16 protein-coding genes are annotated in these 14,052 nt (G+C 59.9%); 6 read left to right on the top strand and 10 right to left on the bottom strand.

Going from position 1 to position 14,052, the window contains the following annotated elements; all coding sequences use genetic code 11:
- Positions 1 to 44 precede the first annotated feature (44 nt).
- Positions 45 to 2,234 carry a transglycosylase SLT domain-containing protein gene (locus NW833_RS06900; protein ID WP_414411976.1) on the top strand — a complete coding sequence of 730 codons (2,190 nt, stop codon included), beginning with the start codon at positions 45 to 47 and terminating at the stop codon, positions 2,232 to 2,234.
- On the opposite strand, the gene NW833_RS06895 is transcribed toward NW833_RS06900, so the two are convergent.
- Positions 2,130 to 2,432, bottom strand: a complete 303-nt coding sequence (locus NW833_RS06895; RefSeq protein ID WP_414396155.1) for a DUF3082 domain-containing protein — start codon at positions 2,430 to 2,432, stop codon at positions 2,130 to 2,132. The two genes, NW833_RS06900 and NW833_RS06895, sit on opposite strands and share 105 nt — an antisense overlap.
- Before the next feature lie 72 nt (positions 2,433 to 2,504).
- Here NW833_RS06895 and NW833_RS06890 point away from each other — a divergent pair, with 72 nt between their 5' ends.
- Entirely contained in the window at positions 2,505 to 3,197 is a 693-nt protein-coding gene (locus NW833_RS06890) for a J domain-containing protein (protein WP_414405009.1), read from the top strand.
- Positions 3,198 to 3,356: 159 nt separating this feature from the next.
- On the opposite strand, the gene NW833_RS06885 is transcribed toward NW833_RS06890, so the two are convergent.
- Entirely contained in the window at positions 3,357 to 4,334 is a 978-nt protein-coding gene (locus NW833_RS06885) for a fatty acid desaturase (protein ID WP_414396159.1), read from the bottom strand.
- A 315-nt stretch (positions 4,335 to 4,649) separates the two neighbouring features.
- Between NW833_RS06885 and psaK the strand changes: the two genes are divergently transcribed.
- The gene (psaK, locus tag NW833_RS06880) at positions 4,650 to 4,895 is read left to right on the top strand and encodes a photosystem I reaction center subunit PsaK (protein WP_414396161.1); all 246 of its coding nucleotides are present in this window, start codon (positions 4,650 to 4,652) and stop codon (positions 4,893 to 4,895) included.
- 572 nt (positions 4,896 to 5,467) lie between these two features.
- On the top strand, positions 5,468 to 5,605 hold the full coding sequence (locus NW833_RS06875) for a photosystem II reaction center protein K (protein ID WP_414396163.1): 138 nt from the start codon (positions 5,468 to 5,470) through the stop codon (positions 5,603 to 5,605).
- Positions 5,606 to 5,716: 111 nt separating this feature from the next.
- On the opposite strand, the gene NW833_RS06870 is transcribed toward NW833_RS06875, so the two are convergent.
- Both NW833_RS06870 and NW833_RS06865 read right to left on the bottom strand, forming a co-directional pair.
- Entirely contained in the window at positions 5,717 to 6,256 is a 540-nt protein-coding gene (locus tag NW833_RS06870; protein WP_414405007.1) for a DUF3611 family protein, read from the bottom strand.
- Positions 6,257 to 6,368: 112 nt separating this feature from the next.
- Positions 6,369 to 6,761: a DUF4168 domain-containing protein gene (locus NW833_RS06865; protein ID WP_414396166.1), complete on the bottom strand. Its 393-nt coding sequence runs from the start codon at positions 6,759 to 6,761 to the stop codon at positions 6,369 to 6,371.
- A gap of 273 nt (positions 6,762 to 7,034) precedes the next feature.
- Between NW833_RS06865 and bchI the strand changes: the two genes are divergently transcribed.
- Positions 7,035 to 8,093 (top strand): magnesium chelatase ATPase subunit I, encoded by a 1,059-nt coding sequence (gene bchI / locus NW833_RS06860; protein WP_414396168.1) that lies wholly within the window; start codon positions 7,035 to 7,037, stop codon positions 8,091 to 8,093.
- A 33-nt stretch (positions 8,094 to 8,126) separates the two neighbouring features.
- On the opposite strand, the gene NW833_RS06855 is transcribed toward bchI, so the two are convergent.
- The 6 genes from NW833_RS06855 to NW833_RS06830 all read right to left on the bottom strand — a co-directional run bounded on the left by NW833_RS06855 (position 8,127) and on the right by NW833_RS06830 (position 12,836).
- A complete protein-coding gene (locus tag NW833_RS06855) occupies positions 8,127 to 8,780 on the bottom strand; it encodes a cofactor assembly of complex C subunit B (protein ID WP_414411975.1) in 654 nt (217 codons plus the stop codon).
- A 50-nt stretch (positions 8,781 to 8,830) separates the two neighbouring features.
- Positions 8,831 to 9,364, bottom strand: coding sequence for a thermonuclease family protein (locus NW833_RS06850; protein WP_414411974.1), 534 nt, complete (start codon positions 9,362 to 9,364; stop codon positions 8,831 to 8,833).
- 79 nt (positions 9,365 to 9,443) lie between these two features.
- A complete protein-coding gene (locus NW833_RS06845; protein ID WP_414411973.1) occupies positions 9,444 to 10,598 on the bottom strand; it encodes a homocysteine biosynthesis protein in 1,155 nt (384 codons plus the stop codon).
- A 171-nt stretch (positions 10,599 to 10,769) separates the two neighbouring features.
- Entirely contained in the window at positions 10,770 to 10,964 is a 195-nt protein-coding gene (locus tag NW833_RS06840) for a hypothetical protein (RefSeq protein ID WP_414411972.1), read from the bottom strand.
- A gap of 92 nt (positions 10,965 to 11,056) precedes the next feature.
- A complete protein-coding gene (pgl, locus tag NW833_RS06835; protein ID WP_414411971.1) occupies positions 11,057 to 11,788 on the bottom strand; it encodes a 6-phosphogluconolactonase in 732 nt (243 codons plus the stop codon).
- Positions 11,789 to 11,828: 40 nt separating this feature from the next.
- A complete protein-coding gene (locus NW833_RS06830) occupies positions 11,829 to 12,836 on the bottom strand; it encodes a phosphoribulokinase (RefSeq protein ID WP_414411970.1) in 1,008 nt (335 codons plus the stop codon).
- Positions 12,837 to 13,105: 269 nt separating this feature from the next.
- On the opposite strand from NW833_RS06830, the gene NW833_RS06825 reads away from it, so the two are divergent.
- On the top strand, positions 13,106 to 13,996 hold the full coding sequence (locus tag NW833_RS06825) for a ferredoxin--NADP(+) reductase (RefSeq protein WP_414410013.1): 891 nt from the start codon (positions 13,106 to 13,108) through the stop codon (positions 13,994 to 13,996).
- Positions 13,997 to 14,052 lie beyond the last annotated feature (56 nt).

Genomic DNA, 14,052 nt, shown 5'->3' with positions numbered 1-14,052 from the left:
CTCGAGACTTTGCCGTTGAGTATCGTAAAGGCATGGGGATCCCAATGAGCAACCGAGGACGCTGGCGGCGATGGGTTGTTGGCGCTTTGGCAGCAGGCGGAGCGCTGAGCGGTGCCCTTTGGGGCTTTTACACCTGGGCAGAACCTGTCGAGATGGCGGCAGTGCCTCCAGCACCCCTGAGCTCGACTGCTGGCGCGGCCTTTTTGCGCGCCTACAAAGCCTTGCAGGCCGGCCAAGCCCAAGCGGCCCTGGAGGACTTGCAAGGCTTGGAAGAGAAGCTACCCGTTCTAACCGATGAGATTTGGAAGCTCAGGGCCCAGGCCTACGAAAAGCTGGGGGATCGAGAAACTGCTCAGAGGGTCTGGTGGCCCAAGATTTTGCAGGAGTACCCCCACAGTCCTGTAGCCGCCTATGCTCTTTGGGGAATAGGCCAGGTGGAGCAACTGCGGCAGCAATTTCCCACCCACCCCTTGACTGCTCGCGCCCTCAAGCACTTGCTGGAGCAGGATCCCAACCGCTATGACCTGCTGCGGGATTTGGCCCAACATCACCCGCAAACCCCTGGGTTAACCCCCCTCCTGGATCGCTGGCGGCAAGCCCAAGAGGGATCCCTTACGGCCTCCGACTGGCAGATCCTGGCTGATGCCTACTGGGAGCAACGGGAGTACGGCAAAGCCGCCCGCGCCTACAGGTACGCCCCTGCCACCCCCCAGAACCTCTACCGCTGGGGCCGCAGCCACCAGATCTCGCGGGAGTTTCCCCAGGCCAGGGCCGCCTACCAAGCGCTACTGGCGCAATTTCCCAACGCTGCAGAGGCCTCCCTCACCCGGCGTCGCCTGGCCGAGCTGAGCGACCTGCCGACGGCAATCCAGTTACTTCGCCAGGTGGGATCCGGCTCGGATCCAGAGGCCCCAGAGGCTCTCCTCAGCCTCAGCCAGCTTCATGAGCGCAACAACAGCCCCCAGTTGGCCCAAGCGGTGCGGCAGGCTCTTTGGGAGCGCTTCCCGGCCAGCGAAGCAGCAGCCAACGCCGCCTGGACAGTGGCTTGGCGCCAGGCGCAGGCGGGCAACCTGAGGGCAGCTATTGCTGTGGCCCAGCAGATTGGCTTGGCGCAGCGGGATACGGAAATGGGGGCGCAACTACTTTACTGGGCAGGCAAATGGCGGGAACGACTGGGGGACATGGCGGCGGCGCGGCAAACCTATCAGCAGGTGCTGCAGCGATTTCCTCGCACCTACTACGGCTGGCGGGCGGCGGCGCAACTGGGCTGGCCAGTAGGAGATTTCTCCAGCGGGCGCCAAAGGGTTGAAGTGGATTTCCAGCCGGTTCGCCAACCTCTGCCTGCTGTTTCCGAGGCTACCCAGACCCTGCATTTGCTCGGCGCTAGCCAACTGGCCTGGGAGCGCTGGCAGGGGGAAATGGCTTTGCAGAAACGGGATGCGGGCCAGATGAGTGTGGCCGAGCGCTTTGCAAGTGGCATTTTGCGCAACAACGCCGGTGAGCACCTGCGGGGCATCAACCAGGTGGCTGCCCTGCGCTTTAGCACCGAGGCGGATCCGCTGCTGGAGAGTTTAAGGCAACGGCAAGACTTCTGGCAGGCCCTCTACCCGCTGCACTACTACGCCAGCCCCGAGAACAGGTGGGAGAGGGATCCCCATGCCCAGCCTGGCCTGGCCCACTGGGCGCAACAGTTTAGCCTCAATCCCCTGATGGTGGCGGCCTTGATTCGCCAGGAATCCCGTTTTGAGCCGGAGATCGTCTCGGCCTCAGGAGCGCTGGGCTTGATGCAGGTGATGCCTGCCACCGGCCGCTGGATTGCCCAAAAAATTGGCCTAGCCCAGTACAGCCTCACCAACCCTGCCGACAACCTTCGCCTGGGATCCTGGTACTTCGACTACACCCACCGCGCCTATCAAGACAACACCCTGCTGGCCCTGGCCAGCTACAACGGCGGCCCCGGCAACGTCGCCAAGTGGCTGAGCCAATTTGGCTTTGAGGATCCCGACGAGTTTGTGGAGCAGATCCCCTTTGCCGAAACCCGCGGCTATGTCAAGGCGGTGTTCGGCAACTACTGGAACTACTGGCAGCTCTACACGCGGGAAGGACGCACCCTGGCCAGCGCGCTCCAGCTAGAGGCTAGACCGGTGCCGGGAAGAGGTCAGCCGCTCCCTCAGCAGTTGCACCGAGTAGGCCGCCAGCCCCAAGCCTACCATGACAAACATGAAGGCAACTAGAGAAACGGAGCCCACCAACAGGTAGCGCACCAAAATGCCGACTCCCCGTGCCAGGGATCCGCTGTCTAGATCAACAGGCGGCAGCTTGGCCAGCATTGAGAGCAGCAATTGCAGGAAACCGTAGCCTAGGCCGGCAGCAAAGGTGGCCCCCAAGAGAGCGCTGAGGGGATGGGGGGATCCCGGAGAGGAGGAAGACATGGGGCAACACGGGAGAGCTCACCCTTATTGTAGGCTCCAGCGTAGAATGTGAAGGTTTGCTAGCGGAAGACGATGGGGAGCGGATTGGAAGCGGTTTCCCACTACGAGGTTTTGGGAGTCTCCATGCAGGCGACGGCAGCCGAGATCAAGCGGGCCTACCGCCGCTTGGTCAAGTACTACCACCCCGATAGTCTGCTAGCCAAAAAGGATCAGGCCGCTGCTGAGCGGATCCGCCAGATCAACGCCGCTTACGCCGTGCTCCGGGATCCCCAAGCCCGCCGCGAATACGACCGGCAACTGCTTGCCAGCCAGACCTGGCGCCGCTCTCAGCCGATAGCCTCCCCGCCGCCGACGGTCAGCCAAGAAGCCCTCCTCCGCGAAGCCTGGATTCGGCAGGTTTACACCCCCCTGAACCGACTCTTGGGATCTCTGTTGGCTTCCCTAAAACCCCAGCTAAACGCTCTGTCCGCCGATCCCTTCGATCCCGAGTTGCTGGCGGCCTTTGGCCTATACCTAGAGGAATGCGCGCAGAAATTGGCCCAAGCTCAGCAGATCTTTCGCCGTCTTCCCAACCCCAGCAGCTTGGGGAAAGTGGCTTCCTGCCTCTACTACGCCCTCAACCACCTGGAAGATGCTCTGGAGGAGCTGAGCCATTTTCCGCTTAACTTCGACGACCGCCACCTGCACACCGGGCAAGAGCTGTTTCGACGGGCCCAAGAGCTGCGCCGAGAGGCTGGCCAGGCCTATGCCAAGATCTCCCTCTAGCGGGATCGAGCCCATGCTGGCTTGCCTTCGCGATAGCGGTGCCGCCGGACCCTGGACCCGCGCACCTGCGCCCACAACGGCTTGGCCGGCGTCCTGCAGCAAGCTAGCTGCCTCGACAAACAGCAGCAACTGAGGGATCCGGGCGTGGGCAAGACCCTCTCAATCGGCCTCTTCGCCCTGCTGAGGATCCGCAGAGGATGACGCTCCTAGTGACTTGGCCTGGGCAGCCGCAGGGGCAGGCTTGTGCCAGTGCAGGCCAATTAGGGCGTCGTAGAGAAAGCTCCAAAACTCACCCTTTCGCCAAATGCCCAGAGTTTGGTGGCAGTTGCGAGCGTCCAGCTCTGGCTTAGCCACCCAGTAGGCCGCCTGATACTTGTACCAGGGAACCGAAGGCCAGAGGTGGTGGATGAGATGGTAGTTCTGTCCCAACAGGAGGATGTTGGCTAGCCGGCTAGGGTAGACCCTGGCGTTGTACCACCGCTCCTGAGATTGAAAGGGGCGATGGGGCAGGTAGTCGAAAAACAAGCCCAATAGAAGCCCCATGATAAAAGCAGGGGGCAGCCAGTAGTTCAGGAGGTAGTCGGTGTAGCCGAAGTGGAAGGCCAAGGCAAAGGTCAAGACCACGACTAGCCGACTCAAAGCCCACTCCAGCAGGTCCCAGCGGCCTTTGCGCCAGAGCTGCCGCTTGAAGAAAAACACCTCGTGGTAGAAAAAGCGCGGCGCAATGAGCCACAGCGGCCCCCCCGTGGAGACGTAGTGATCCGGATCGTTCTCAGGATGGTTGACGTGGGCATGGTGTTGCATATGCACCCGCTTAAAGACAGGGTAGGCAAAGCCCTGCAACAGAGCAGATCCATGCCCCATAGCCTCGTTCAAAAAGCGGTTGCGGTGGGCTGAGCCATGGGAGGCATCGTGGATTACCGTGCCCAGCACATAGAGGGCGACAAAGTTTAGCCAGAACACCAACCAGCGGGGCCAATGCCAAAAGGCATACCCACAAAAGCAGGCGGCTGACAGCGCCACGGACCCTAGAAACATCAATAGGGTGGGATTCCAAAATTCTGGCGGCGGCCCCAGCAGCTCACGAGGTAAGGTAAAAGGCCTGGAGTCCGGTTGCGGAGTCACAGCAGCAGTCATCGGCAGCCATCCTCGAGTGTGCACAGCGCAGACGGTGGGGATGGTTTAAGGCAACCCGCCAAACCCCAGCAAGCGGCAGGGATAAACTTTGTTAACTTTCGTTAGTATACGGCACAGAACCGCTCAGCTTGTCCCGTCAGGCCTGATTTTCCCGCCAACCCCAACTGCCGCCGACAGGGATCCCGGCAAGAACTGTTGTGAGGTTTTGTTGCGGCCTCTATTGCAATTCATGTGAAGATCGCGGGGGGATCCCTCTAAGTCTTGCAAAACAGGGGTAATCTAGGGGGCGGTTAACCTAAGCCAAGGAGGAAAACCATGCTGCTCCTTGTTGCGCCGCTAGCTATAACCGCTCACACCAGCCCCTGGTCTCCCCTAAGCGCGGTGATCATTCTGCTCTGCACAGGACTGGCATACCTGAGCTTCAAGTCCTCTTCGGGGGTCGCTTCAGAAACTGGACCGGTGTTGGGGATGACCTGGCCAGAAGTCCTGGGAGTTGCCAGCTTTGGTCATCTGCTGGGGGTAGGAGTAATCTTGGGCCTCTCCAACATGGGGGTTCTCTAGGTTGCATGGCAACGCAAGCCCTGGCCTTCGTGCCAAGCGCTCTGCACTGCTGCCGCGACCGAGGACAAGTCGCCTTGTGCTAGCCTAGTTATGGCTCTGCCAGTAAGGTGGCGACGCAGCTTCTTGAAAGCACTCCTGCCCTCAGGGTTCTCCTCTAGTCCTTGATTCACCGGACCTAACTAGCCTTCTGCCTTGACGTAGATGGGCTGAGCTAGTAGGCTAGCAGGTACATCTTCTTGGGTAGGCGTTTTGCCTAGGCTAAAGTTGGCTCCGTCTTTAGCCTGTGTGCTCGATCAAGAGCAAGGAGCAACTACCTGCAGCTCGCGGGGAAGTGACGCCTGTGGAGATCCCTCTGGCGGGGTAGCAGAGGTGAACTCTACTACTAGCTACGGGTCGTGGAAGCAGGAAGAAAGCCTCAACGCCGAGCGAAAGTCTGCTTTTGCCCGGGGTTGAATAAGTCTTTCAGAGCGGTTCAGGAAAACTGCGACCCAGCCAAGATCTGGAGCCAATAGGAAAATCCCTAACGAACTCGTTTCTCTAGTCCCACTTCCTTCCTGGTGAGGTTTGGTGTCATGCCTGTAACGATGCTCCTGGCTGCTTTGCCAGAAGGCTATGAACTGTTCGACCCACTGGTCGATATTTTGCCGATCATCCCCGTTCTGTTTTTCCTGCTTGCCTTTGTCTGGCAGGCGGCGGTGGGCTTTAAGTAAAGTCCCAGTCGGCTGGAATCGGTAGCTCCGGCTCGCCCCTCTTGCAGTCGCGGAGGGGTTAGTTGTCTTTGCAGAATGCTCTGCCCCAGGCTAGTAGCTCTTCTAGAGGAGTCAGAGATCGCGGTCAAGGACACCGGTAATCCAGAGCACTCCTGCCAAGCAGACAAAGTGGGCGAAGGTGACGTTGATATTGGCAGCCAAGAGCAGTACTCCTGTTACCTGGTTGGCCTGGGTGCGGGCGAAAATGCGTGCCAATAGCTCGCCGACTTGGGCTTCCATGCCAATCAAAGCCAGGAACGCTCCAATGAGGCTGACGTAGGTAACCAACTGCAATTGCTTGGGCAAATCGAATTGGCCTGAGGCAGTAGCGGAAGCTGAGCGGCGCTCTGCGTGCAGCAAGTAGCGCCAGTTGAGGAAGAGGCCGGCTGCTAGAGTGAGTAAAGTCAGCAGAGTAAACCAGAAGGCGATAGTAGCCCCCAGCGAGTCATCTCGATAGACGGTATTCTGGCCAATTAAAAAACCAAGCCACAGCAGCAGGGCCGTTGCCCCCAGAACCCCCTGAAACCAGAACCCAAAGCGGCGCGTCAAGCGCAAGCGAGACCGCATGCGCTCAACCGTCGCCCCTCCTAGCTGCGACATGGGTCCGCTCATCCTTCTTCCCCCGCTCTCTATCCGCTTCCAGCCTATCCCCATCCTCTGCCCCCCGTCACCGCAAGGCGCGGCGCAGAAGCCTCTACCTCAAGCCGTGGGGTCATCTAGAAGGCTAGGGCTTGCGATGGGAGTCCCTGCTTTGCAGGCGCAGGATTTCCGCCTCGATGCGTTGTTTGAGCTCTTTTCCTTCTTCAGAGCGAATCCACAAGGTGATGCGGTTATATTCCGGCACGGTCATGCCATGGCGGGTGATGATCTCCGTGGCGGTGCGAATGAACTCCCGCCGGATTTGATCCTTGGTGGCCGGATCCTCGGTAGCCTGAGAGCGCTGCTGGGCTTCCTGCCGGTGGGGCTCCATCTCCAAGACGATGCGGGCATACTTGGTAACCTGTTCATCGCTTAGAGCTAGGGGAGTGGCAGGGGTTTGGGCTACAGCCAGGGAAACACCCACCAGCGGGATCCAGGTACAAACCCAGATCAAGCCCACCAGCCCTTTCTGGGCCACGCTTGCCAGCGAGAGTGCCGCTCCTCCTTTCCGACCTGCTTGACCAAACACCGCTACTATCTCCCCACCCAATCACTGCGTTGCCGGTGTCGCTGGGATCTTCTCCTAGGTGTAGCTTTTGTCTGCAACCCGCTTCAAGCTACCCCAGGCAAGCCACCGCTAGTTGTCGCCGGCGCCTACTTCTTTTGACCAAAAAGTGGCCCTGAGGTTCCTGCTGGGGCCTTGAACAGCCCAGAAGGGGGATAATGAGGGTGGATTGCTGGTTGTAGCTTTATGAACTTGGAACGTCGCCCGGTTTTCCCTTTCACGGCCATTGTTGGCCAGGAAGAAATGAAGCTGGCCCTGCTCCTCAACGTTATCGATCCCCGCATCGGCGGCGTGCTGATCATGGGGGATCGGGGCACGGGCAAATCCACCACCATCCGCGCCTTGGCCGATCTCCTTCCCAAAATTGAGGTCGTCAAAGGGGATCCCTTCAACAGCCATCCGCGGCAGCGGGATCTGATGAGCGATCAGGTGTGGGAGCGCCTGCAGGCAGGAGAAACCCTGGAAACCACCTGGATCCAGGTGCCGATGGTGGACTTGCCCTTAGGGGCCACCGAAGACCGGGTCTGCGGCACCCTGGATATCGAGCGGGCTCTCTCTCAAGGGGTGAAGGCCTTTGAGCCGGGGCTTCTGGCCAAGGCCAACCGCGGCATCCTCTATGTGGACGAGGTCAACCTCCTGGACGACCACCTAGTGGACGTGCTGCTGGATGCGGCGGCCTCCGGCTGGAACACCGTCGAGCGGGAGGGGATCTCCATTCGCCACCCAGCCCGCTTTGTGCTCGTGGGATCCGGCAACCCCGAGGAAGGGGAGCTGCGCCCCCAGCTTCTGGATCGCTTCGGCATGTTTGTCCGCATCGAAACGGTGCGGGATCCGGCCCTGCGAGTGCAGATTGTGGAAGAGCGCAGCCAGTTCGACGCCGATCCCCAGGCTTTCTTAGCCAAATACGCCGATGCCCAGCAGCGCCTGCGGGAGCGCATTGAAAAAGCCCAACACCTATTGCCGCAGGTGGGGATTGATCCCGAATTGCGCTTGAAGATCTCTGGCGTGTGTGCGGCCTTGGAAGTCGACGGGCTGCGGGGAGATATCGTCACCAACCGGGCGGCCAAGGCCCTAGCGGCTCTAGAAGGGCGTACGGAAGTTACTGTTGCCGACATTCGCCGGGTGATTAGCTTGTGCTTGCGCCACCGCCTGCGCAAGGATCCTCTGGAAACCATCGACTCCGGCTACAAGGTCGAGAAGGCCTTTAGCGAGGTGTTTCAGGTGAGCCTGGAGAGCGCTGCCTAGCCCTTGCTCCCAACCCCTCCTCCAGGGGGGGAGTTAGGCAAACAGGGTTTCTAGTTTGTTGGCGATGGCAGCAATCCAGGCTTGCTCCTGGCGGCTGAAGCTGCGCGGCCTGTCACTGCCCAAGATAAGGCATCCCTTTTGGCCAATGGGCTGGCAGAGAACCGCCTGGGATCCGGCCGGCAACAGGCCCTCGAACTCGGCGCGGGCGGGGAAAAATCGCAGATCCCCTAGGTAAACCGGCTGCCCCGTCTTCAACACCTGCTGCAGAGTGCCTTGGGGCTGTAGGGAGGGCAACTGGCCAGGGCTAGCTAGGATCCCTCGCTGCAGCAGAGTGCGTCCCTCCACCCAGATCACCACGGTGCGGGCGGCGGTAGTGCTAAGGAGAGTGTGGGAGGCCCAGGCCAGCTCCAGTTTTTCGCGTTCAGACAGCTCAGGATGCCAATCGCAACCTGGACTCCCCTGCAGGGGAGCGGCCTGGGGAGGACGGGGCTGAACCTGCTGCCACAAAAGGCCAGTTAGGATTAAGACGGCGCTGAGGAGGATCCCCAAGGCGTCAGAGCGGGATTGACTGGCCAGCAGTTCTGGCGTAAAGGCCAGCCGGTTGATGACTAGGAGAATGCTGCCCAAAACGCCTGCCACCAAAGGCAGTCGCCGCAGCCAGCGGTTGGGATCTCGCTTGACCCTCAAAGCAGGAAGAGACGTCTAGCGCTAAGTCCAGTCTAGAGCTACCCAAGGTCTTAGAGGCGGCTCCAGATGCCGAGGTGCTCTTGGCGAGCTCTTTTTTCCAGGCCGCGGAAGTAGCTGTCGTACTTGATGTTGTGGGTGTAGGGGGCGATGCGAGCCAAGCCGTTGCGCACCATCAGGGCGTTCATCTGCTGGCCCTCCAGCCAGACATAGGCTTCCACCAAGCCAGTGGCATCGACGTTGCGCAGCAGCTTATCCCCTTCCAGCTTGACCGTGCGGCGGAGGATGCGCTCACGCATTAGCTCAAGCGCCTGCTGATAAAAAGGATCCTCCTGGGGGCTAAGGCCCTGGATCCCGGCCAGCCGGATCAAGCGCAATTTCTGTTCCCCTTCAATCTGCGCCACCAGCGTGTCGCCATTGACCACGCCCACCACCACTGCCTCGGGGTAGCGATCAAAGTAGTGGTTGTCGAAGTAGAAGGGGGTGTCAGGCACAACCCGCCGCTCCCCAAACCCGTGGCCGGGAAGAACAGGCAGGGCTAGGAGCCATCCCAACACCGCCCAGCCAAAAGCCATACGCCGGAACATGCTCTTCCCCCAGGGACACCTAAGGCGTAATGGTAGCGGCAACTCTCAGCTAGGCAACCCCTTGCCAGCCAAGGTTCTCTCATGAATAGGGATTTTGGGTGAGGAACTCCCGATCTAGCGGTAGGGGAGCCACTGGCTGGGTAAGGGTAAACTGACCGCTGGCAATCCACTGTTTGAGAATCTCGGCAACTTGCATCGAGCGGCGCAGGCTGACTAGGGGGGCAGTGCGCACCTTGCGGCCGTTGAGGACAATGTAGCCGGATTTGAGCTGGGCATAGCTCACCAGGCCAAAGGTGGGCCGCACCCGCCGGGGGATAGAAAAGTCAATCACGGGCGCCACCAAATCTTTGTCCCGGATGGCAATGGGCTCCAAATCGCTGGGGGAAAGGATGGGGATGGGGATCCCAACCCCTAACATCAAGCTGGGGCCGTAGTTGCGGAAGTAGCAGCCTCGCACCCATTCGGCTTGCATCTGTTTGGCGTCGCCAATCAAGGCCAGGGTGGCTGCGGGGCCAATGGGAGTTTGGTTGGGCAGCCGCTTTTGCAGCGGAAAGTGTTGGGTACCTTCCCAAGCTATATAGCCGATGCCGCCCCCCAGAAAGATGCGGCTGCCAATCCCCACCCGGCGCAGGAGGGGATCATTCAGCAGGGGGCATAGCTCGCCGGGATTGGAATAGATGGCGTTGCCCAGGTTGGGCTCCAACAGGCCCAAGTAGGTGTACAGCGGCCGATCGCCGCCATTGACGCCGACAATGAAGTTTTGGTAGGCGTTGCGGGGGTTGAACAGGTAGAACTGGTTAAGCTGATCCCGCGTCAGCAAGGTCTCGTAGTCGGCGCGGGGATAGCAGTCGGTTACTTGGCCAATGGCCCGCAGGTGCACCCGCTTGCCGGCAACCAGATCGGCGATGACATGGCCCCCTCCATAGGGCTGATCAGCTTGCTCGCTGGGCTGGGCTGCCCCGATGTAGAGATCGACAGCCCCAAAGCCGGCATAGGCGGGCACACCATTTAACCAGGCCTGGCGAATCTTGATTGGGGGATCCGTGTGCCCTAGGTTGAGGATCGCTCCCGAGGACTCCATCGGCTCAAAGGTACCGGTGGTTACCACGTCCACCTGCTGGAAGGCCTCCTCAAGGCTAAGGGTAGCTAGCTTGGCCTTGGCCTCCTGAGCCGTCCACACCCGCACCTGGCCTTGGAGAATCCGCCGGTTAATTTCGTCTAGAGTTCTTTCCATATAACTGCAGGCAGTCCGCGTTCCTTTGGGGCAGCGCTCTCGAATGGCTATCAATAGCTTAGATGGGCAAGAAGGCCTCAGGGAGGCAAGCTGCTAGCGGTGGCGGTAGGGCGTCCCTGGGCAGGGTAGGCCAGGCGGGCCGCCAAACTATCGGGCTTCTTGAGGATCTGGCTAGGCAGCGCGGCTTCTTTCCTCTCCCTCCAGGTGGACTTGCCCTTCCAGCAAAGCCAGGGTTAGCCGGTCAAGGGCCTCCAGATCCAATTCGTCGTAGAACCGTTCTTGGAGGAGATAGCAGATTTGGGATTCTTGTTCGCGGGTGAGGCAGGCACTCTGGAGAACTGATTCGACAATTAGGCGAATGGACATGGGGCAGCGCTCTAACTCAACTACCCCTATGAAATTCAGAAGGAGGAGGAGACAGCCGTGATCCAAGTCAAATGGCCATCCTCAGCCAGGGCCTAGCCAAGCAAGCCCACTGCCGGCAGGGGCAACTCTGCCGCCGCTGCCGCATCCAGCAGCCACAGCAGCCGCCCTCTAGGGTTGACGCTCTGACAGGGCAGGTGGGCCTCCGTCGTCAGCGCCTTTTTGACAATCTCGGCTTTGCTAGCTCCGGCAACCAAAAACACCACCTGGGCCGCCTGGTTTAGGACAGGATAGGTCAGGGTCAGGCGCGGCTCCTCTCCTTTCTGCCCCACGGTTACCCAGCGGTGTTGCACCTGCAGGGCGGCTGTGCCGGGGAACAAGGAAGCCGTATGGCCGTCCTCCCCCACTCCCAGCCAGATGAGATCAAAGGCAGGACATTCGTTGCCGAAAACCCGCCGCAGGGTTGCCTCGTATTCCGCTGCATCCCGCAAGGGATCCCCTGCCTGGGTAGGCATGGGAAAGACCTGCGAGGCAGGAACCCCGACCGTCTCCAGCAGGATCCGCCGTACCATGCCGTAGTTGCTCTCGGGGTGATCCGGGGGAACGTAGCGCTCATCCCCCCAGAACAACCAGGTTTGCTGCCAAGGGATCCCTGGCGTCTGGGTTAAAGCGGCATACAACTTTCGCGGGGTGTTTCCTCCTGCCAAAGCTACCGTAAAGCGACCCCGTTGACGAATGGCCGCCGCAGCCTGCTCCTGCCAGATCTCCACTGCCCGGCGGAAAAGAGCTGCCCCCTCCGGCCAGATTTCCAACTGGAACCCTTGCATCGGTGCCTTCTACTGCCTTAGCCGGGCCAAAGGGATCCCCCTAAGAAGCGACCGCCATCTTCTTAGTTTCCTCTTGGATTTTCTCGTAGAGGGATCGCAGCTTTAGGCCCACAATGACCTGGATGAGCCCGGAGCCGTTGCGGGATCCCGGATATTCGGGGTGCTTGCGCAGAAGCTCTGTCAGCTCGCCGTAATAGCGGGTCGACAGATTGCTCAGGTGGTTCTCGATGTAGATGACCTCCTCCAGCTTGTCGAAGCTGCCGTCAATTTCCAACACCGAGACCGGATGGTCGAAATAGGTGGAGGGGCCGTAGTGCAGGCGAATGCCGGGATAGGAGCAGGTTAGCTTCTTGCCGCACGGGATCCAGTCAATGGTGGAGCCTTCGTCAAACAAATAGACGTGGTCGAAGTACTTCACCCCTTCGCGCTGGATCAGGCGCACCCGCAACACCTTGTGCTCCGGATCCAGCTCTGGCAGGAGCTTGGTGGGCAGCACCTCAATCACCACATCGGCATAGCGCTTCTGCACATCGACGTAGGCCTCGAAATCCGGGCGGCGGGCCTCGATGGAGCGCAGCACATCCTCATAGGTGTGGCCCCGCTCTGCCATGTCCCGCTTAACCTTCCAGGCAACCTTAATTTCCGGCGCCAGATCCAGATAGATCTTAAAGTCCAGCAACTCCCGCACCCGCTCGTCGTACATGGGGTGAAGGCCCTCCAAGACGATGATGGGGCTGGGATCCACCCGCTCAGGGGGGTCGATGGTCCCCGTCTCGTGGTTGTAGATGGGCTTCATCACGCTCTGGCCATTTTTGAGGGCCTTGGCCTGCTCGTACATGAGGTCGAAGTTGTTAGCGCGGGGATCCAGCGCCGTAATGCCCTTTTCCTTGCGCTGTTGGCGATCCAAGGAGTGGTAGTCATCTAGACAAATGGTGGTGATGAGATCCCGGCCAAACAAGTCACTCAGCCGCTGCAAAAACGTGGACTTGCCACAGCCAGAATCTCCAGCAACACCAATCATCACAATGCGTTCGGGACTGCTTGCCATGGGAACTCCTTGGGGATAGGCGGGGCAAAACTGCAAGGAGGCTGCTAAAACTTTATGGCTTTGCATATTACCACAAGACGCTCCACCGCAAGCGAGCCTGAGGCTGGAAAAGCTGGCGCTGGCAGAAGACAAACCATTTTCTGGGCAGTGCAGGCGTTTTTCTGGATGGGCAAGGGAGACGCCGCCAGTTGACAGGACAAGTTCCCTTCCGCAAAGGCAGCCTGCTAAGGTGTTTGCTGTAGCTACCACTGCCAGGAGCAGTCCCAGTCATGGTTGCCAGCGCCCAAAAACGAGAAGTTGTGGTCAATCTCTACCGCCCCAATGCCCCTCTAGTTGGCCAATGTTTGGAAACCTACTCCCTTGTCGAGGAAGGGGCACCCGGCCTAACCAAGCACATTGTGCTTAGCCTGCCCGATCCCAACTTCCGCTACCTGGAGGGCCAGAGCGTTGGCATTATTCCTCCTGGCGTCGATGCCCAAGGCAAGCCCCACAAGCCCCGCCTCTACTCGATAGCCTCCACCCGCTATGGCGACGATGGCGAGGGGCGCACGGTTTCCTTGAGCGTGAAGCGGGCCGAATACGTGGATAAGGAAACCGGCCAGCCGGGAGTGGGAGTCTGCTCGGGCTTCCTCACCGATCTCCGAGCTGGGGATGAGGTGATGATCACGGGGCCGGCTGGGAAGACGTTCCTCCTGCCGGAGGATCCAAACGCCAACCTGATCTTGATTGCCACTGGCACGGGCATTGCTCCTTTTCGGGCCTTCATCAAGCATTTGCTCGAGGAGGATCCCAACTACCAAGGCAAGATCTGGCTGTTTTTTGGGGTACCCACCACTTCCAGCCTGCTGTATCGGGGCGACCTGGAAGCCTGGAAAGCTGAGCATGGGGATCGCTTTCGCGTCGACTACGCCATCAGCCGCGAGCAGCAAACCCCCGATGGCAAAAAGATGTATGTGCAAAACCGCATGGCCGAGTACGGCGCCGAGCTGTGGGAGATGCTGCAAAAACCTAACACCTACGTCTACATCTGTGGTCTCAAGGGGATGGAAGATGGCATCAACAGCGTCATGGCTGCCGTAGCCCAACAAGCAGGCCAAGACTGGAGCAGCTTCCAGAAGGAGCTCAAGAAAGCTAGCCGCTGGAACGAGGAAACCTACTAGGGGGTCCTGGAGGTTTCTGGAGCGGCCAAAGCATGCCAAAATGCTGGTATCTAGGC

It is taken from the genome of Synechococcus sp. O70.1 (assembly GCF_047462215.1).
Taxonomy (GTDB): Bacteria; Cyanobacteriota; Cyanobacteriia; order Thermostichales; family Thermostichaceae; genus Thermostichus.
Note: the sequence above shows the minus strand (reverse complement) of the source record. Positions and strands in the feature narration are given on the sequence as shown.